The organism is Paenarthrobacter nitroguajacolicus, from assembly GCF_029952445.1.
GTDB classification, from domain to species: Bacteria; Actinomycetota; Actinomycetes; order Actinomycetales; family Micrococcaceae; genus Arthrobacter; species Arthrobacter nitroguajacolicus_B.
This window is the reverse complement of the sequence record NZ_JAQPPK010000018.1, coordinates 73,900-93,155: the sequence shown is the minus strand read 5'-3', so window position 1 is coordinate 93,155 and position 19,256 is coordinate 73,900. Positions and strand designations below refer to the sequence as shown.

Below are 19,256 nucleotides of genomic sequence, written 5' to 3'. Positions count from 1 at the left end.
AAGTGGCTATTCTGAAAGACGAATTGCAATTGTGAGCTGGGTTACCCGCCTGTGCCGTAGACGAATTGGAGGCTGCTTTGAGTGAGACAGAGGCCGAACAAACCGCCGTACCTCTGGACAGCGTTGACCGGGACATCATCCGCGAGCTCACCACCGACGGTCGCATGTCCATCACCCAGGTGGCTGAGAACGTGCACATCAGCCGCGCGCACGCGTATTCCCGGATTGCCCGGCTCACTGGCGAGGGCGTGCTGACCAAGTTCACGGCTCTCGTGGATCCCATCAAAGCCGGCCTGCGATCGTCCGCGTACGTGACGTTGAAGGTCCAGCAGCATTCTTGGCGTGAGCTTAAGGAACAGCTCAGGGCCATCCCCGAGATCCACCACATCGCGTTGGTGGGCGGAGACTTCGACGTCATCCTTCTGGTCCGCGCCACCGACAACATCCACCTCCGCCGCGTGATCTTTGATCAGCTGCAGTCCATGGAGGGAATCCTTGATACCCAAACGTTCCTGGTGTTCGAAGACGTTGATACCCGGTGACGTTCCAGCGAAAGCTCGTTTGGACGTTGTTCGCCGCCGTGCTCGCTGGGCTGCTGTGGCTGATTGCTGCCTACCAACTCTTCCATAACCCGCCCCACGCCACACCTCATCACACTGACGCGATTGTGGTGTTGGGCGGCGTGAGCGACGAACGCCTCCCCGTAGGACTGTCGTTGCGGGAGCAACTGGACATCCCAGACTTGGTGGTGGTCACTACAGGCTTGCCCGCCAACGCCGGTTCGGATGAGTTTTGTGAAGCGCACGACGGCGACGCTCACCTTGACTGCTTCCGTCCGGATCCGCTGAACACCAGGGGCGAGGCGTCCCGTCTGAGGGATCTCGCTGCGGAGCGCGGCTGGAAGTCGGTGACTGTGGTGACGTCCGACTATCACGTGCTCCGGGCAGGGACATTGATGAAGCAATGCATTCGCGCCGACGTGCAGATGGTGGGCGCTGAACCGCACCTCTCCCCCGCTGGTTGGCTGTGGCGATTCGTGGTGGAGACCGGCGGTCTGTTCGATGTCTGGTTGAGGCCGGAATGCTAAGGGTTCTGGTGAACTTGGCGTGATTTTGACCGGCTAGGATGGCAATAGTTTCGGGCGCCTTTGGGCCGGTCTTTTGGGGGAAAACGTGCACACCATCATGCCTATTTTCGGGACGCGTCCGGAAGCCATCAAGATGGCACCTATTGTGCGTGCGTTGATGGAGTCGGAGCTCTTCGAGTGCGTTGTGACCGTCACGGGACAGCACCGCGAAATGCTGGACCAGGTCAACGAATTGTTCGGCATCACCCCGGACCACGACCTCAACATCCTCCAGCCAGGCCAGTCCCTCACGGACATCATGACCCGGACTATGAGTGGGCTGGACTCCTTGTTTGCTTCCGGCCGGCCGGACGCGGTGATTGTCCAAGGCGACACCACTACTTCCACGGCCGGCGCCATCGCAGCCTTCTATCACGGCATTCCCGTGGTCCACGTGGAGGCGGGCCTGCGCAGCGGGAACCTGCTCTCCCCTTTCCCCGAAGAAGCGAACCGCAGGATCACCAGCCAGATCGCGTCCCTTCACTTGGCGCCGACCACTACCAGTCGTGCGAATCTGTTGGCCGAGGGTGTTGCTGATGCTGACATCGTGGTGACGGGCAACTCGGTGATCGACGCACTGCTGACCACAGTGGATAAGCAGGTGCCGTTCTCCGATCCTGCGTTGGAGTCGCTGGCTGAGAGTGGGCGCCGCGTGTTGTTGGTGACGACGCACCGACGCGAGAACCAGGGTGATGCCATGCGCGGAGTCGGCCGGGCACTGGCACAGATTGCAGACGCCGAGCCCGAGCTGACGATCGTTCTGCCCGCCCACAAGAACCCGGTGGTCCGCGAAGCAGTGCTCCCCGCGTTAGAGGGCAAACCGAACGTTTTGGTGACCGAACCTTTGGCTTACGGCGAGTTCACCCGGATGCTCTCCCTGGCGCACGTTGTTCTGACCGATTCGGGCGGAGTCCAGGAAGAAGCGCCGAGCCTGGGCAAGCCCGTGCTGGTGATGCGCGATAACACCGAACGCCCCGAGGCCGTTGAAGCCGGGACTGTTGCGTTGATCGGCACGGACGAGGAGCGCATCGTGGCCGAGGTGAGCCGGCTGCTGCACGATGTTTCGCATTTCGAAGCCATGGCGAACGCTGTGAACCCTTACGGGGATGGGCTCGCTGCTGAGCGGACCATTGCGGCGGTTGCTGAGCTGCTGGGTGTGGGCAGGCGCGTGGAGGAGTTCGGGATGGAGCGGGTGGGTTAGCGGCCATACCTTGTGCCTGCTGCCAGCTAGCGTCATTCGGAGCTGCACGCGGAAACCCGCCCGGAACGTTCCATTGGGGAGTTTCTGCCGTTGAAGTGCAGTTTTCGCCAACCATGAACCAGCCCTAACGCGGAGATCACTGTCGTATGATCTCAGCCTGAAATACGACCCACGCACCGCAATTTCGATGCAAGCGGTCCGCACCACCTCACCGATGGGGCTGCAAGTCAACCGCGCAATCCTCTGACACAGCACATCGGACAATCAACTTGCCGCTAGAATTGCTGCCAACCGGACATCATTTTGAGCGCAGGCAGCGTGAAAACTTCGCCGCTGTCTAGCACTTCACAACAGGGGGACTCTTTGGACCTTGGCGATTACCTGCGCATCTTGCGCCGCAATTGGATCTTGATCGTTGCTTCGACGCTCGCTGGCCTCCTTCTTGCAGGCACCGCCTCGACCTTGACGAGGCCCACGTATGTCGCAGAAACCGAACTGTTTGTCGCCATCCAAGGCACAGGTTCCGTCCAGGAACTCCAACAGGGTAATACGTTCAGCACGGCACGCGTCCAGTCTTATGTGAAGACTGTAACCACTCCGGTTGTGTTGCAGCCGGCGATCGATTCTCTCGGGCTCAATGTGTCTCCAGCAGTACTAGCAGGGCGCGTCAAAGCTTCCACCGAGCCGAGCACCGTGCTAGTAAATATCGCAGTGAGTGACGAATCTCCGACTCAGGCAGCTGCGATTGCCCAAGCAGTAGCAAACAGCCTCATCAGCGCCGTTGATGCTCTGGAGAAGCCCAAGGCCGGAGGCGTCTCCCCAGTTAGTCTCTCGGTAATTACCCCCGCTTCTGCACCCACCTCCCCCGCTGCACCGAATACGCGCCTGAACCTTGCACTGGGCCTGGCCATAGGCCTGGCGTTGGGCCTTCTAGCTGCTGTCCTCCGCACCACCCTGGACACTAAGGTCCGTGGTGAGTCCGAGCTTCGCCGAGTCACTGACTCGCCACTTCTTGGCGGAATTGCATTTGACCAGGACGCAGTTCGGAAGCCGCTACTTACGCAGTCTCCTCTGCAAAGCCCCCGTGCAGAGTCATTTCGACAGCTCAGAACTAATCTCCAATTTGCCAATGTCTCCGGTCATGCTAAGTCAGTTTTGGTGACGTCATCAGTCCCCGGGGAAGGAAAAAGCACTACAGCGACCAACCTGGCGATTGCTTTGGCCCAAGCGGGGCAAACTGTATGCCTAATCGACGCTGACCTTCGGCGGCCTATGGTAGATGAGTATCTCGGGCTGGAGAGAAACGCCGGCCTAACCACTGCACTGGTAGGATCCGCGGATCTAAATGACCTTCTTCAGGCTTGGGGAGACGATAACCTCTATGTGCTGACCTCTGGCCAGATTCCACCAAATCCCAGCGAGCTCCTCGGCTCGCATGAGATGAAGCAGCTCATCGACCGCCTCGAACAGGCATTCGACATTGTAATTATTGACGCCCCTCCACTGTTGCCCGTTACCGATGCTGCCGTTCTCTCGCAACATGTCGGAGGAGTCGTCTTGGTTGTGGGTTCCCAAAAGCTGAAGATGGCTGAACTGGAAAAATCCTTGGCAGCTCTCGCTTTAGTGGACTCCTCACTGCTAGGAATCGTCTTAAATCGTATCCCTGCTAAAGGGCCCGATTCATATTCCTACACGTACTACGGCCAAACCGATCAGACCGCCGTGGAACCGGCGTCAGCAAGGTAAACGGCCTCTTACGCTCTCGAACCGGACTTGTCCCTCGGAGCGAGGCCCTCTTTCCAACCGTGATTGAACTTGAGGGTTTAGCGGGTGTCCGCACTTATTGGAACGGCCATCATGGTCCTCTCGAAACAGCTGGGCTTGTGGGTTCGCACTTTGGGTTCATCAATTTGGATAATCAATACTTCCATCACGTTTATGTTCGGAACCAAGAAAGTTGGACGGCTGCTCAAGGCTGTCCTGACTGATCCGGGGTAATAGTGCGGTTCGATCGTTCGGCTGGGATATTTGTGACAGGCGTCTGGGTGGCCCGGCGGCGGGCTGGCTGGGCATGGCGGCAGCGACTCAATCCGGTATCGGGGGTTCGCTTGCCTTGGGTGGTGGATCTACCGGCATTGCTGGTTTGATCTGTATCGCAGTGGCTATATATCGGGCCTTGTCCCCTTCCTCCACAGCAGCACCTGCACAATCAGTTGCCTTACCGGCCGTCGTACCCACGTGTACAGGGCCAGAACTATCACAGATAGTCGGAGTTACGCTTGGCCTCGTTGTGTAACGGCCCCCATAACCCGGCTACGGGCACACGAGCGAATCGGCAACATCGGACTCCCGGAGTGGCCTTAGAATTGGGTAAATCACTTCGTCTTTGGGGGAATCCTTGGCTTCACGATCGCGCCTTATACTTCCGCGTCCTATAATCTTTTGCGCCGCTGCTGTTGCCGCACTGCTTGCCTTTGGCGTTGGCGGCACAGCATTGTCCAATGCCATCAAAAACCAAACACCCCCACCGGTTTCGGAGAAGGTGGCGGACTTCGCTACGCAGAACTCGACTCTGAAGCCGCGTCCGACGATGGCGCAGGTGACGTTTTCCAAGTCGTTGCTTGAGCCGGGCACGAAGGTGCTGATCTTTGGTGACTCCTGGGCACAGGGCTACGCTGCAACGCCAATCTCCCGGGGGTTTGCCTACCTGATAGGCGAGACTTTCGGTTGGGACGCCGAAGTAGTCCACCGCGGCGGTACTGGTTACACAAATCCAGGCCCTCAAGACGTCGGCACGTACGCACAGAGCATCGCCGCACTCCAAGAAGACCCGACAATGCAGCTAGTCATGATCCAAGGCGGTCTGAATGACATCTACGGTGGCAAGTCCACCGACGTTGCCACAGCTGCGTCCGCCGCCTGGGCGGCCGCCCAAGAACGATTCCCAAACGCTCAGATAGTCGTCCTCGGACCCGCACAATCCACGAAGAACATCCAGACCGTCCTGCGCGAGATCGACGGAAACCTCCGAATGGCCGCCGACCATGCCAGTCTCCCCTACATTTCACCCATCAATGAAGTCTGGATCAACGCCCAGAACTACGACGATGTATTCAACGTCGAAGCCTTCCACCCTGACACGGATGGGCACGCTTACTTCGCCAAACGACTCGAAGAAGACATCCGTACCCTAGCCACCAAGTAACGGGCACGACATTCGGTGCTCCTTTGAGTTTAGAGGGCTTACGGCGGTCCGCACGGCAAGAAAAATCACATACGAGGGTGGCACTCGCGACCGTGGAAAAGCGAGGCAAAGAAAGCAGACTTCCCTCAACTCATCCCGGCGGCGAGGAACAGCGGTCGCATTTCGGAGCCCCTCGGGGCCTGTTGCTCTAAGGGGGGCGTTCAGCTGCGGCGGTTTGGTACGAAGAAGAGGCATAGGCCTTAGGCTGACAAATTGGTCGAACGATCCTGTAACGATTCCCCGTGAGACGACAATGAATTCCAAATCGGATAGTTCGTCGTGAGGTTTAGGTTACGTTGCCTCGAACCGAATCGAAACCCATCGACATCCTAACTTGGGCTTTGGTGACGACCCTCGAATTCTTCGAAAGCAATCACGGAAAGTGCACGCACGTTGCTGCGGCAAGCCACTACGTCAAGAGGCGGCCAACCAGGCGCAGGTTTGCCAGGAGAACCGGGCCGGCCGAACAATCGTCATTCGGTGCCACTCCTCGAATGAACCAAGCCCGAATATTTCCGAGTTGGATGCTCAGACAAAGCCCCCAGCACGGGCAAGGGCACCCCGTCCTAGGTGCCACGAAATTCGAGCCGATCTTAACCACGAATGAAGACAACTATAGTTGTGTCTCGGCTGTAATCAAATACACAAATTTGTCAAAGCCCGAGGCGAATTAAAGCAATATTAATAAAAGACAAAACATGCTATTTCGGGCGGAAAACTGTATCAATCCCTGCATAAATCTACAGCTGAGCTCACCCTCACTAGAGATGGCCAGTACTCGATGAGCAACAATTTATCTATGAAATGGAATTTTTGATAGGAGAAAATCGTCCAGAGTCTGAAATCTCCCATTCTCTATCTTCACGGGAGTCAGCCCGTCTCCACAACAAACCTAAAAGCATTGCTAGCACGTAAGCAGGGACTGAGTACATGAAGGTATTCTCAGAAAGAGCATTAACAAGCATGCCAATGAGAACTGCAAGCGTCAGGCCCGGAACTAAAGGATCATTAAAGGGCAACTGCGCCACATGTTTAATGCGCCGCATAGACAACCAAACGAACGCCGCGACCAGGAGGAAGCCCAATATACCGATCTCAACGAGGGCACGCACATATTCATTATGTGGGGGGTAGCCATTTAGCATTGCACCTTTAGTGCTAGACCCGAAGCCTTGACCAATGAATGGCGACTCACGCCAGTAAAGCAAAATATCATTCCAACGACCTAGTCGCCATTCTAAGGAGTTCGATTCTGACGAGCTTGAAAGATCTAACGAACTCAATTCCCCAAGGCGAGTTCCACCGAGGGGACTCAAAACAAAGCCCAATACCGTCACCACGACTACTCCCACTGTGACTGACCGTACACGCTTGGGAACGTGATATGCCAGTAGGCCGTAACTGGTGAGCATGAGGACCGCCGCTATTACACCGCCTACACTACCGGTGAGGAGGAGCACAGCACCAAAGAGCAATGAGAAAGCCCAGCTGCGTTTTCGGCTTATTCCTGCAAGAAGCGAGATAGTGGATGCAGTAAGGGCCATGGCATAAAGAAGCCCGGCAGAATTCGGATGAGCCATTGCGCCAGCAATTCGGGTCAGTCCCTGGATCTGCATCCCGGTGCCGGACAGGAATTGGAGCATAGAAAATAAGGCAGATACCAAGCCCATCATTTGAATGATGAGTAAGATAGAATTTCTCGAGGGCAAAGAGCGAAGATTGCGCATTATGAAAAAAACACCGAGAACAGAGGCAAATCTAATAAACTCATCACCTAGCTCCACCCCAAAGCCAGCCTGCGCTTGTAGATTGGAGAAATAAATAAGAACAAGTGTAGAAGCAAAAGCTAACAAGCCTGAGAGCCCCGTCATAACCATGCCAATGGCTATCCCCAGCAAGGCTGCACCCAGCAACGAAGTCACACTAACACCTGCAACCGAAAACTTATTCACACCATCAAAAAGTACGCGAAAAAGAAGCAGCACGGTGACAATCGGCAGGATTGGAAAAAGCCGCATAAAATATAGAGCGCCTACAGCAACGAGCGCAACTATTGCGTATATGATAATCGTTATAAAGTCGCCCATAATAATGTCAGGTTAGATCCGAGAAATTCAACAATTTTTCGACCGACTTCCGCGCCGAGCGCTCAGCGACGGTTTGGACGCAATCCTGAATTTCATAATGAGAAACATTATCAAGGGCGGACAGCAAGGAGTCCCCGGTTCTATCTTCGACACGGATTCCACAAACACCCTCTTGCAAGACCATGTCCGGATCAGATCCTGTTGTACAAACCGCGGGTAGCCCCGACGCCAGGGCCTCAACGAGTACCGTCGGCGAGCCTTCATAGTGCGATGTCATGAGAAATGCACTGGCTCGGCGTAAATGACCCCCAACCTCGCTTCGCGACAATGCTCCGCTGAAGGTCACGTATTCACCAAGATCCTCCCTCGAAACCACAGCCTCTAACGAAGAGCGAAGCGGTCCGTCACCGATCATTTGAAGCTTCCATGTACTTGCCCTGGCTTTCATGGTTCTGGCCACGTCAAGGGCTAACCACGGGTCCTTCTGGTCGTCCAACCGCCCTACCCATGCTACGACCCTCGGGTCAGTCGGCCGATCATCAGGAGGGTAGAAAACAGCCGGGTCGTACCACGTGCGCGCAACTCGCACGTCACTTCGCATGATTTGAAGCCGAGGGGCGTCGGTCTTGTTGAAGATCGCGACATCATGCGCATTACGAATAACGCGGGACTCGATGGCTCTGTAAAAGCCGCTTAGCTTCTGCCAAGCTGAATCTGAGTGCTGACCCAACAACCCCTTAGAATCATTGTGAATATACTGCGAAAATGTGCCCCTGAGAAAAAGGGAGATCGCTAGCCCGGTCTCTACCCTATGGGCATGAAAGTGCCCTACGCCCACCCTCTTGCGATATCTGATTAGACCAAGAATAAAGCGAAGAGAATGGGGAACACGAAATTTACTACCTTTTATAGAACGATCGAATCTAGCAACGGGTAGAAATTCACACTCAGTTGAGGCAACTTGTACCCGAGTCCAAACACCAAGGTCCAGGTTAGGCCTTGCGGTCACTCCCACGAAACGAAAAGACGCAGATGAGAAGCGTACGAAGTCATGGATTATTGTGTCGATGCCACTCGGCACCATGTGTTCGGGATCCAAGTGCTCAACAATTGTAATCGCTGCTGATTCGCTCATCATTTCTCCCGTAAACGTCCGAGAAGGTTTGAATCTCGAAAAATGTCCACAAAAACAGCATGCACAAAACGAAAGTTTCCGAAGGTGTACCTTCTCCACAAGCGCTTGGGCTCGGTGGCAAAGCGGAATATCCACTCAGTGCCGGACTTTTGAAAGAACTTCGGCGCCTCGGGCTGGCAACCCGCTACAAAGTCGAAAGCAGCACCAACGCCAACACAATTGACGCCAGTTTCGCGGGCAAGCATCGTGGTCGCAAAGTCTTGCTTGGGTGTACCTAAGCCCACCCAGACAATATCGGGCTTCGCTGCGAGGATACGCTGGGATTCTGCAGCAATAAAGGCAGCATCAACAGGGCCGAAAGGCGGAGCGTGATAGCCGGCGATATGGATGCCCGGATATTGGCGTTCCACTTCACCAACCATGATGTTGATTGTGTCTGACGTCCCCCCAAGGAAGTAATGGCTCACATCGTGTGAACGCCCCTTGTCCAAGCATTCCCGAAAGAAGGACGGACCACGCACGCGGTCCACTGCCGTGTCCGGCCTCTTCAGCCGAGCCTTCATGTTCATGACAGCCCACACTGGTGTGCCATCGGGGAAGTTCACTCCTGATTCCCGGAGCAACTTGCCATACGCCTCGTCGGTGTTAGCGACCGCTACGCAATATGCGTTCGCCAAACGTACTGACGTGCCCGTCGCACTTTCCGAGACCCGACTGCTGTCTCGAAGTAGCCAATCCACTGCGTGGTCAAGTTCAACGCCGTGGAAGGGCACAGCCCCCACTCGATAAGTATGCGCCTGCATCACTCAAAGCCCCCCGATTTCAACCCACTGCCAGTTCCCGGACTACATGTGAGCCGCTGATTCACTATTTTGACACAAGTAGTCGATTCAACAGAAACTTTTGTCGCAATCTGTGGTGTAGAGGAAGACCCGGCAGTAGCCGCTCCTCATAGAAACGATGAAGGCCGGCAAGCATGTCCCTTTCGGCAGGGCTAAGGTTCTTAGCGCGGTGTATGAGGGGCCAGCACTGACCGCCCTCCCACCCCAAGTGGCGTAGGAGATCCAAGTGTGCATTCGCGAGGAGATCATCCTGAATAAATCTGTCAAACCAACCGGCAGATTTAGTTACCTGATGGGCGTGCATCCTGTACAGGAGACCAGGCGTCGCGGTTCGACTGATACCGGCCCCAGAAGCGAGCAAACGCAACCAAAGATCATAGTCCTCCGCCGGCCCCGTGCGATAGCCCCCAGCTTTCACGATTATCTGCTTCGAGCCAAGCATCGATGAGTGCGCAACTGGGTTCTCAAGTAGGAATAACGCCGGAGAATATCCCTCGCGAATGGGTGTCGGGATACTCTGCCTCCAAGACTTCAGCGATGTTCCAAAGTTCAGTCGAGTTGTAAATACGGCTGCGGTCGCGCCAGACAATGCCTGCAACTGAACGGCAAAACGCCACGGGGGAACGATATCATCTGCATCCATGCGCGCGACTATGTCATGGCTGGCTTCGCTCAACAGGCGATTGAGGGCCGAAGCTACTCCGGAGCTCCCACCGCCAATAACGATTCGGATTCTGTTGTCGCGTATGTCGTCCAACTTCTGAAGGGTGCCGTCCCGGCTTCCATCATCAAAGACCAACAGCTCATCATCCGCCGACATAGCTGAAAGCGTTGAGGTGACCGCAGGGGTGATGGTACGTTCGCCATCCCTAACAGGCATTAGGACAGATATGGCAGGCCGCCGGCGTCTACTCAGAATCATCTTGTTAGTTAGCATCTTCCGTACTTATAGGGCGGATCTCCTTGGCGGGGTTCCCAACCACGGTAGCCCCGGCAGGCACGTCCCGAACGACGACGCTGCCAGCACCCAGCACCGCTCCTGGACCGATGACAACAGGACCCAGAACGACTACGTTAGCGCCCACGTCAACGTTGTCTCCTAATTGCGGGGCCGCCTCCTGGACGCTAACTGCACCGATGGTCGTGTTGTGTCGAAGAGTCACATTGCGTCCAATGACTGCGCGGTCGTTGACGACTAGTCCTATGCCATGGTGAATGACAAGCCCCTCACCGACAACCACTGATGTGGGAATGTCGAAGCCGATGACATAAAGGGACAGAGCTCGGTAGAACGCCGCCGCCGGGATCGAAGCAAGTCGAGCCGGGTAGCTACGTGAGACACGTAGCCGGAACGCCCACGCCTTAAGAGCTAGAGCTAGAGCAATAAGGCGTGAATTTGAATCCCTTACCGTCTGCGAAGAAACATCGAATCCACTCAAGGCTGCTCCTCCAGTTCTTCGCGGATCGATCCCCACATCGCATCCACATCAAGAGCAACTTGCTCTCCCGCAACGGCTATGCGTTCCCTCATACGCCGATCACTAAGAAGATTAACTGCTCGGGCGATCTGGTCAGTAGGGGGTGCGTAGGGATCGACTAACAGTTCTTCGACTCGGTAGTCGTCAAGCAACCAACGGTACTTGTGGCTCCATCCGTGGGCAACGACGGGAATACCCTGCGACAACGCACTCGATATGGCGTGGTATCTACCAGAAATCACGAGCGGGGCGCTGCCAATCAACCCCTTTGAACTCAGGCCGTCCAGCCCATTTACTACCTCGAACGGCGCCCTCGTAAGTTGCGCGATCTCCGCGAGAAGGGCCGAATCCCTTGGCCCCTCGTGACTTAGTCCGTATGCTCGCGCGCCTGTATCGCGTATGGCATCAGCTATACCAGCGAGTGCGAGCTTATAATTCCGCACTTGTTCGGGGGACGTGGCGCGCTCAACAATGTTCCAGTTGGGAATAATTGGAACAGCACCACTAAGATGCGAATAGCCACTGGGAAATGATCCCTTAAGGGGTCCCGTAAAGTCCGGTGATGTACGAATTCGCTCTTTCAAGTACTTCTCGCGAACAGAGTCAGTTAGATACTGAGCAGACTGAGGGTCCCTAGCGAAAACTAAACGGGATGACTCAAGAAGACGACCGCTAATATCCCGTGTTTCATCAAATGGGCCAAAAGCTTGGGGAAGCATATAGACCGGAACGCCGAGCTTGGAGAACATTTCAAGCCTCTCGGCAGTCAAAGCGAGATCGAGGCTCCTCCATTGGTCCCCGTACCTGAATCCAGAAGCATCTAGGACCACGTCGATGTCGTGAACGCTGAGTACTCCTGCAATATTGCATGCAGCCTGTTGTATCCATCGGTTCGTTATTCGGCTTGTCAGCTTGTATGGAGCTAGTCCCAGGGCGCCGACCGCCCTCTTCTGTCGCTTGTTACCAACCGTATGCTCGAGCACAGGAGTACCGTCTAGATGTTGCCGAATACCCTGCGCCACTGCACGAAGCATGAGATACGCACCTTGGTTATTGAACTCAGCACCGATAATTAGTACTTTTTTTCCAGTCATCGGCCGTTTCCTCTTTTAACTTTTTGAGCCCGAATAGAATTGTAGGTGCGAGTGGCGTCTACGCTGCCCTTCTGCGAATATGGCACTAGCGCCTCATTATCTGGGTACCCGTAGGCAACCATCATCACGACACGTTCATCAGCATCTATGTTGATGACTTTCCGTATTTTTGCATCTCGTTCTGCTATGTCTGGCCAATTGATGATGCAGGAGGCGATGCCCTGAGCCTCAAGTCCTAGAACTAACGACATTGTTGCGAGAGAAGAGTCAATGTATATGAGATGCCGATCTCGCTCATCGAAGAACGCGCTGAGGCGGCCAACCACAACCACCAATCCTACGAGCTGGTCTGAATAGCCAGCTGTTCCCATTGGAATTTCCGCTACTCGCTTTATTGCGTCCCGGTCGTCGAAGATTTCAAAACGGTAGGGTTGACGGTTGCATGCGGTTGGACTCTCCAGAGCTATAGCTACCGCCCTGTCAACATGGTCGCGGCCCACTGTCTCATCCCTGAACCACCGGGCAGAACGTCGATTTTGTGCCAAGGCTAGAAGGTCGTCAACCTTGACAGCGGGAGTTGAGAGATCGTGCAAGTGCGGCCCTAATGCGGGGACGGAACTCTGCTGCTGAACGAACGACTGATAAGCCGTTCTAGCGGATGCGATGTTATCGTGGTCTGACTCGGCGGTCGCATTGAAATAATCCGCGAGGACGCTAGAGATCCACTCGCGTTCGGCTTCGTCTAATGGCGCATCGATGTCACTGAAGAGACGTATCGTTGCGTCTACAGTCTCGACGATGTACTCCGCGGCAAACGTTGCGCGACGTGGCCGCATTGTTAGCCCTTTTTCGATCATGTGCACGTTTCGCCTCAGCAAAAAGGTGTGCTTGCCCTCTAGCTGATGCTGCCGATAAGTCTTGATACCACGTGCCGTCTGACGGTATTCGCGGAGTTGTGCGCTAGAGACCAGCGCTAGGCGCGGCCGCCTATACCATGCGTTCCGTAGCTTACCCGCCCTCTGGCGGAGTCTTCCCAGCACTACGCTCATTGTCCCCCCTGTTGACGCTTCTTCATTCCCAGCAGATGTACCAGATTTGCCCACACGTAGAGCAGAGGCGCAAATATTGCGCGAGTCATCAAAATGCCTTGTCCACGAGTCGAGCGCCCAAGGAAACAGGACAGATAAGACGCTGCAGTGTATGAGGCGACCGTCGCAAGAGCGGCCCCCACTCCCCCATACAACGGTATCAGGGCCAGGCAAAGCACAATGTTCAAGACAGCCCCCGCTCCATGACGGAGAAGCGATACCCATAGGAGCCCCTCAGCGATGATCCATTTTGAATAGACCGCAGCCATAAATACGAAAGGTGTTGCACAAACGTGAATCGAAAGTATGACAACAGAATCAAGATATCGCGCACCAAACAACATAGGAATTGCAACATATCCTCCGATAGCCACGCACGAGGAAATTAGGACCCCGACCCAGAAGGCGCGGAAATAAGTCCTATACAACCGATTTTGATATCGTCTTGAGTTAGGACCGTGGAGTCCCCTCATGGTCAAAACGCCCGGAAGCAGCGAGTTCATGAAGATCACGGGGAAAAAGTGCGTGAGTTCACTCAGGCGTGCTGCCAACGAGTATACAGCAACGGAAACGCTTCCCTGCATGGCCTGAAGCAGAACGATATCTGCTTTCAAATTTACTTGATTTGCTAGCCCGGAAAGCATCAGAGGTAGAGACTCGCGAAGCAGCAACCTGGCCCGCTTGAATCCATCGAAAGCCAATCGAGGCGAATCTACCTCCCGGCAATACCGAATCAATATTAATATGCTAACGAACATCGGCTCGACGGCAAAAAGAGCCAAAAAGACCCATATATTCGGCATATAGGCTATGACGATAAGACGCACAGCTAAAAAGCCTAATGTCGCAACGCCCCGGACAATCGCAGTTCTCCTGCTGCGAAGCTGGGAAAGATACCACATGTCGGGAGCTTCAAGCCCTCGCCCAAACAGTGAAGCAGCGGCGAGAGCTGTGGCTAAGATTGTAGGGAAGTCTTGACTGCTAAGGCTGATTAGTAGGACCAACGCATACCCAGCAAGAGCAAATGCCTCTCTCGCCAGAAGCAGGCTGGCGATAATAGCGGCATTGGCTTCACGGTCCTCGACCAATTTCTTCACGGCCAGTCCAGACAGGCCCGCTGACATCACGGCCATACCCAGACTGCTAAGAGCTATGGCGTAGGAGTACATCCCATAATCGCCCACTGAGACAACAGTGACCAATAAAAGAGTTACAGCAGCATTTGCTAGTGTGGTTAGAAATTGCTGGCCTGCATCCCACGAACCATTACCTATGACCGAAGAAGACTTCATCAAACCTATTTCGTATTTGTGGACTAGAGCTCTATACGGGGGCAGTACTATCCATAGTCAGCTGTTCGCTTCGTTGAAACACGTTTTAGGAATCGCAAAATGTCCAGAAGATCTGAATTTATTAGTGTAATGACTAAATAGGCTGCCTTGAGGTGCGGCCGTTGATCGTGGAAGCGGTTAGCGACGGCAATATCACGTCGCAAGCGCCTGGAATCCGCGGCCTGTAGGCGATGCCGATACTTGTCCCTGTACTTTGCTATGCCCGCCGCTCTCCGTGCACTTCTCGACGATAGGTGCTCCGCTCCCGACGTGACTTGGTAAGCCAGCGCCGTGGGCGCAACCCCGTAAGCAGCACCGGTTTCAAGGCACCTCAGGAGAAAATCAAGGTCATTGTATACAGGTAGATCTTCGTCATAGCCGCCGAGTTGACGAAATAGGTCGGCCGCTATGGTGATGTTGCTACCCGTAACACCGGGGTTAATTGAAACGACGTCACTATCCTTCAAGCCCAGATCGGGCAGGCGACGCCCAACTTCATTCCCGTTATTGACTACCGAGAGTGCGGCAAAAACCAAAGGGACTTCAGATGACTCCAGGACCCCCGCCACTGCTGAGAGGTAGTTGGGCGCCCAGTAGTCGTCATCGTCCAGGAATGCCAAGAATTCAGAGGTCGCCACGCTGGCTCCCAGGTTCCGAGACGTTCCCGCCGAACGCCTCACAGTGTCGTCCCCCGGTCGTACCAGCCTCACCGTCGGGCCCACCCCCTGGAAAGAGTCCACCACCTGCTTCGTCGGCTCGTCGTTCATGTCGTCGACCACGATGATTTCGTTGGGCAAGGGTATCTGAGAGGCAACTGAGTCAAGAGCTCGGCGAAGATCACTAGGCCGACCGTGGGTAGGGATTATACATGCAACGGACAAAACCAAGTCGACTCCTTGTGTGAAGCGGGCATAATATCTCGTAAAGCTATTGACTTTAGTGTCACTGCCCCGTTCAAACTGGCCAAACGGCTAGCCAGTGCGCACACCCGAGCGCAAGAGTGATGAACGTCACGGCCAAGCGTTACGTCCCCGGTAACATGGGGCACTACGGCTTGGTCCATTATGCATGTATCGCGATTGCAAATATTATTTGGCCTTGGGCGATCTTCACACTACACACGATTGAAATGGGGGCAGTATGCCGCGTCGAGCATTTATAACTGGCATCACAGGGCAAGACGGTTCGTATCTGGCCGAGTTGCTGCTGCACAAGGGATACGAAGTGCACGGCCTTATTCGCCGAGCTTCCACGTTCAATACCCACCGAATCGACCATCTCTACGTAGATCCGCACGATCCTCAGGCGAACCTGTTCCTGCATTACGGCGACTTGAGCGACGGGGCACGCCTCGTGACTCTCCTCGCCGAGATTAAGCCTGACGAGGTTTACAACCTGGCGGCGCAGTCGCATGTCCGTGTTTCCTTTGACGAACCGGAACACACCGGAGACACAACAGGAATCGGGTCAATTCGGCTCCTCGAAGCGGTCCGAATGGCCGGCATTGAAACTCGCTTTTACCAAGCATCGTCATCAGAGATGTTCGGTGCCACGCCGCCTCCACAAGACGAGAACACTCCGTTCTATCCGAGGTCGCCTTACGGTGCCGCCAAGGTATACAGCTACTGGGTCACCAAGAACTACCGCGAGGCGTACGGGATGTTCGCGGTCAACGGGATCCTGTTCAACCATGAGTCCCCTCGCCGCGGCGAAACCTTCGTCACCCGAAAAATCACCCGCGCCGTTGCAGCCATCCAAGCCGGCAGGCAGGATTTTTTGTATATGGGTAACCTGGACGCCGTCCGTGACTGGGGCTATGCCGCAGAATACGTAGAAGGAATGTGGCGCATGCTGCAGGCGGATGAACCAGAAGACTTCGTTCTCGCAACTGGAGGTAACTACACCGTTAAGGACTTCCTGCAGATCGCTTTCGACCATGCCGGACTCGACTGGGAAAAGCACGTCCGCTTCGACGAACGTTATCTGCGCCCCACGGAGGTTGACGCTCTAGTCGGCGACGCTTCAAAAGCTCATGAGAAACTGGGCTGGAAGGCAACCGTCCAAACTCCAGAACTGGCTCGAATCATGGTCGATGCTGATATTCAAGCACTCAAGAACGCTGGATCCCACTGGATTGATGCGGTCGACCTCGAGAGCTGGAAGAACTGATGCACGGGGCTACAAGTTTCCTCGCCCGCCCTTTGGAACGTGACGCACGTTTCTACATTGCCGGTCACAGGGGTCTGGTCGGTTCTGCCATCTGGCGCGCTCTCGAGTCTCAGGGATTCACCAATCTTGTGGGCCGAACATCTAGCGAACTAGATCTGAAAAATCGTGAGGCTGTTTTTGAATTTTTCTCTACTCAAAAACCAAAGTATGTGATCCTAGCCGCTGCAAAGGTCGGGGGTATTCTGGCGAATAGCTCCTTCCCCGTCGACTTCTTAAGCGATAATTTGAGAATCCAGGTCAATGTTCTGGACGCAGCCCTCGCGCATGGTGTTGAGCGATTACTATTCCTTGGCTCATCATGCATCTATCCAAAGTATGCAGATCAGCCGATTCGTGAGGATTCCCTACTGACGGGTCATCTAGAACCTACGAACGATGCGTACGCCATCGCAAAAATTGCGGGGATCATGCAGGTTCAAGCGATTCGACGGCAATACGGATTGCCTTGGATCTCGGCCATGCCAACTAATTTGTATGGTCCCGGCGACAACTTCTCACCGACAGGATCACACGTTCTTCCCGCTCTAATCCGGCGCTATGACGAGGCGGTGTCCTCTGGTGCTTCCCAGATAGTCAACTGGGGGTCCGGGACGCCGCGCCGGGAGTTTCTTCACGTGGACGACATGGCATCGGCTTGCCTCCACCTACTTGAAAATTATGACGGGCCAGAGCAGGTGAACGTAGGAACGGGCACCGATGTAACAATAAAGGAATTGGCTGACATCGTAGCTCAAGCAGTGGGGTACGAAGGCCAAACTGTGTGGGATTCGTCCAAGCCCGATGGAACACCAAGGAAGCTATTGGATGTTTCCAATCTTTCGAACGCAGGTTGGACTGCATCCATCAGCCTTGAAGACGGCATTCAGTCAACGGTGTCCTGGTATCGTTCGCACCTTGCTGACATTCGAAGCTAGCCGAAATCCAATTTGTAGTTCGAAAACTGGAGATGGGGGCCCGTTGAGTCGCGATAGGGATTGGCAACTGCAGGTGTCACGCAGACTCCGCATAACGGACGCGTTCGTCATTGTGTGGGCAGTCATAGGTGCATATGTAATCCGCTTTGGATTTGAGCCGGATTTCGTTATATCCGGGCAGGAGCCGAACTACTTCTTGGTATCCATAGCTTTGGCCCTGGTGTGGTGGTTCATGCTCGGCGCATGGAACAGTCGTCAGAGTCGAATCCTGGGCGCCGGGCCGGACGAATATAAGCGTGTGGCGGCCGCTTCGCTATGGCTCTTTGGCCTAGTGGCCATCATTTCGTACGTATTCCGGATTGAAACGGCCCGTGGGTACGTGGGAATCGCTTTACCGGTCGGTCTGCTTGGGTTGCTTCTTGCACGCTGGCTGATTCGGCAACATCTAAGCGTTGCTCGACAAAAGGGAGGCAGTATGTCCCGCATTCTCTTGCTAGGGGGGCCGAGCGCTGTCGCGCATCTCGCATCCTCGCTTCAAAGAGCAAAGCATTCGGGGTACCTGCCGGTAGCAGCTTACACACCTGGTGCTCCCGAGAACCTGACAGTTGAGCCAGAGTCGGGATTACCAATTCTAGGACATGCTGTGGACACTAGTTCGGTATTAGTCGCGATAGAACAATGCCGCGCAGATGCCGTAGCGGTATCCGCCGGAGTACAGCTACATCCCCAAACTATCCGCCATCTGGGATGGGAACTCGCGGCTAGGAACGTGGGTCTCATCATGGCTCCTGCCCTCACTGATATTGCGGGACCACGAATCCATACCCAGCAGGTTGCAGGTCTTCCACTGATCCACGTGACAACGCCGACACTGGAAGGCGGTCAACGCGTGGCTAAAAGGCTCTTCGACATAGTAGTCTCCGGCGTACTGATCGTGCTCGCAGCGCCCGTCATGCTGGTCATTACGGCGTTGGTCAAGTTCGGCAGCAAGGGGCCCGTACTATTCCGGCAAGACCGCGTAGGCATGGAGGGGCGTCAATTCCAAATGCTGAAGTTCAGGTCAATGGTGGAAGACGCGGAAGCTCGCCTCGTTGACCTTCAACATCGCAATGAGGGCAACGGCCTTCTTTTCAAGATTCGGGACGATCCTAGAGTCACTCCGATCGGGAGAGTCCTGCGAAAGTACAGCTTGGATGAGCTGCCACAGCTTTTCAACATATTCGCTGGGTCCATGAGCTTGGTTGGACCTCGTCCTCCTCTGCCCAAGGAAGTGGCCGAATACGAGCATGACGTCCGGAGGCGCTTGCTGGTGAAGCCGGGTCTCACTGGCTTGTGGCAAGTTAGTGGTCGTTCGAACCTCTCCTGGCAGGATTCCGTGCGTCTGGATCTCTATTACGTCGAGAACTGGTCCCTAGCGGGAGACCTCGTGATCATCCTTCGAACGGCTCGTGCTGTTTTCCATAGCACGGGTGCTTACTAGACGACTC

17 protein-coding genes are annotated in these 19,256 nt (G+C 55.0%); 8 read left to right on the top strand and 9 right to left on the bottom strand.

Annotated elements, in window-relative coordinates; translation table 11 throughout:
• Positions 1–77 precede the first annotated feature (77 nt).
• The 5 genes from PJL15_RS14505 to PJL15_RS14485 all read left to right on the top strand — a co-directional run bounded on the left by PJL15_RS14505 (position 78) and on the right by PJL15_RS14485 (position 5,532).
• Complete coding sequence (locus PJL15_RS14505; RefSeq protein WP_189013948.1) at positions 78–542, top strand: Lrp/AsnC family transcriptional regulator; 465 nt, start codon at positions 78–80, stop codon at positions 540–542.
• A complete protein-coding gene (locus tag PJL15_RS14500; protein ID WP_281451848.1) occupies positions 539–1,087 on the top strand; it encodes a YdcF family protein in 549 nt (182 codons plus the stop codon). The genes PJL15_RS14505 and PJL15_RS14500 overlap by 4 nt, the downstream gene beginning before the upstream one ends.
• Before the next feature lie 97 nt (positions 1,088–1,184).
• Positions 1,185–2,327: a non-hydrolyzing UDP-N-acetylglucosamine 2-epimerase gene (gene wecB, locus PJL15_RS14495; protein WP_281451847.1), complete on the top strand. Its 1,143-nt coding sequence runs from the start codon at positions 1,185–1,187 to the stop codon at positions 2,325–2,327.
• A 363-nt stretch (positions 2,328–2,690) separates the two neighbouring features.
• Entirely contained in the window at positions 2,691–4,073 is a 1,383-nt protein-coding gene (locus tag PJL15_RS14490) for a polysaccharide biosynthesis tyrosine autokinase (protein WP_281451846.1), read from the top strand.
• Between the two features lie 748 nt (positions 4,074–4,821).
• Positions 4,822–5,532, top strand: a complete 711-nt coding sequence (locus tag PJL15_RS14485; protein WP_281451845.1) for an SGNH/GDSL hydrolase family protein — start codon at positions 4,822–4,824, stop codon at positions 5,530–5,532.
• Positions 5,533–6,368: 836 nt separating this feature from the next.
• On the opposite strand, the gene PJL15_RS14480 is transcribed toward PJL15_RS14485, so the two are convergent.
• The 9 genes from PJL15_RS14480 to PJL15_RS14445 all read right to left on the bottom strand — a co-directional run bounded on the left by PJL15_RS14480 (position 6,369) and on the right by PJL15_RS14445 (position 15,507).
• Entirely contained in the window at positions 6,369–7,658 is a 1,290-nt protein-coding gene (locus tag PJL15_RS14480; RefSeq protein ID WP_281451844.1) for an O-antigen ligase family protein, read from the bottom strand.
• Positions 7,659–7,665: 7 nt separating this feature from the next.
• Positions 7,666–8,259, bottom strand: a complete 594-nt coding sequence (locus tag PJL15_RS22735; RefSeq protein ID WP_432443827.1) for a glycosyltransferase — start codon at positions 8,257–8,259, stop codon at positions 7,666–7,668.
• 533 nt (positions 8,260–8,792) lie between these two features.
• Complete coding sequence (locus tag PJL15_RS14475) at positions 8,793–9,596, bottom strand: WecB/TagA/CpsF family glycosyltransferase (RefSeq protein ID WP_281451843.1); 804 nt, start codon at positions 9,594–9,596, stop codon at positions 8,793–8,795.
• A 64-nt stretch (positions 9,597–9,660) separates the two neighbouring features.
• Positions 9,661–10,515: a glycosyltransferase family 2 protein gene (locus PJL15_RS22730; RefSeq protein ID WP_432443826.1), complete on the bottom strand. Its 855-nt coding sequence runs from the start codon at positions 10,513–10,515 to the stop codon at positions 9,661–9,663.
• 46 nt (positions 10,516–10,561) lie between these two features.
• Positions 10,562–11,074: a serine O-acetyltransferase gene (locus PJL15_RS14465; RefSeq protein ID WP_281451841.1), complete on the bottom strand. Its 513-nt coding sequence runs from the start codon at positions 11,072–11,074 to the stop codon at positions 10,562–10,564.
• Entirely contained in the window at positions 11,071–12,207 is a 1,137-nt protein-coding gene (locus tag PJL15_RS14460; RefSeq protein WP_281451840.1) for a polysaccharide pyruvyl transferase family protein, read from the bottom strand. Before PJL15_RS14460 ends, PJL15_RS14465 begins: the two co-directional genes overlap by 4 nt.
• The gene (locus tag PJL15_RS14455; RefSeq protein ID WP_281451839.1) at positions 12,204–13,064 is read right to left on the bottom strand and encodes a nitroreductase family protein; all 861 of its coding nucleotides are present in this window, start codon (positions 13,062–13,064) and stop codon (positions 12,204–12,206) included. The genes PJL15_RS14460 and PJL15_RS14455 overlap by 4 nt, the downstream gene beginning before the upstream one ends.
• 188 nt (positions 13,065–13,252) lie before the next feature.
• On the bottom strand, positions 13,253–14,587 hold the full coding sequence (locus PJL15_RS14450) for a flippase (RefSeq protein ID WP_281451838.1): 1,335 nt from the start codon (positions 14,585–14,587) through the stop codon (positions 13,253–13,255).
• A gap of 47 nt (positions 14,588–14,634) precedes the next feature.
• Positions 14,635–15,507 carry a glycosyltransferase family 2 protein gene (locus PJL15_RS14445; protein WP_281451861.1) on the bottom strand — a complete coding sequence of 291 codons (873 nt, stop codon included), beginning with the start codon at positions 15,505–15,507 and terminating at the stop codon, positions 14,635–14,637.
• A gap of 259 nt (positions 15,508–15,766) precedes the next feature.
• On the opposite strand from PJL15_RS14445, the gene gmd reads away from it, so the two are divergent.
• From gmd to PJL15_RS14430, 3 genes are read left to right on the top strand one after another with little or no spacing between them, the layout of a single operon-like run.
• The gene (gene gmd, locus PJL15_RS14440; protein ID WP_281451837.1) at positions 15,767–16,795 is read left to right on the top strand and encodes a GDP-mannose 4,6-dehydratase; all 1,029 of its coding nucleotides are present in this window, start codon (positions 15,767–15,769) and stop codon (positions 16,793–16,795) included.
• Complete coding sequence (locus PJL15_RS14435) at positions 16,795–17,769, top strand: GDP-L-fucose synthase family protein (RefSeq protein WP_281451836.1); 975 nt, start codon at positions 16,795–16,797, stop codon at positions 17,767–17,769. Before gmd ends, PJL15_RS14435 begins: the two co-directional genes overlap by 1 nt.
• Before the next feature lie 43 nt (positions 17,770–17,812).
• Positions 17,813–19,249: a sugar transferase gene (locus PJL15_RS14430; RefSeq protein ID WP_281451835.1), complete on the top strand. Its 1,437-nt coding sequence runs from the start codon at positions 17,813–17,815 to the stop codon at positions 19,247–19,249.
• The last annotated feature ends 7 nt before the right edge of the window (positions 19,250–19,256 follow it).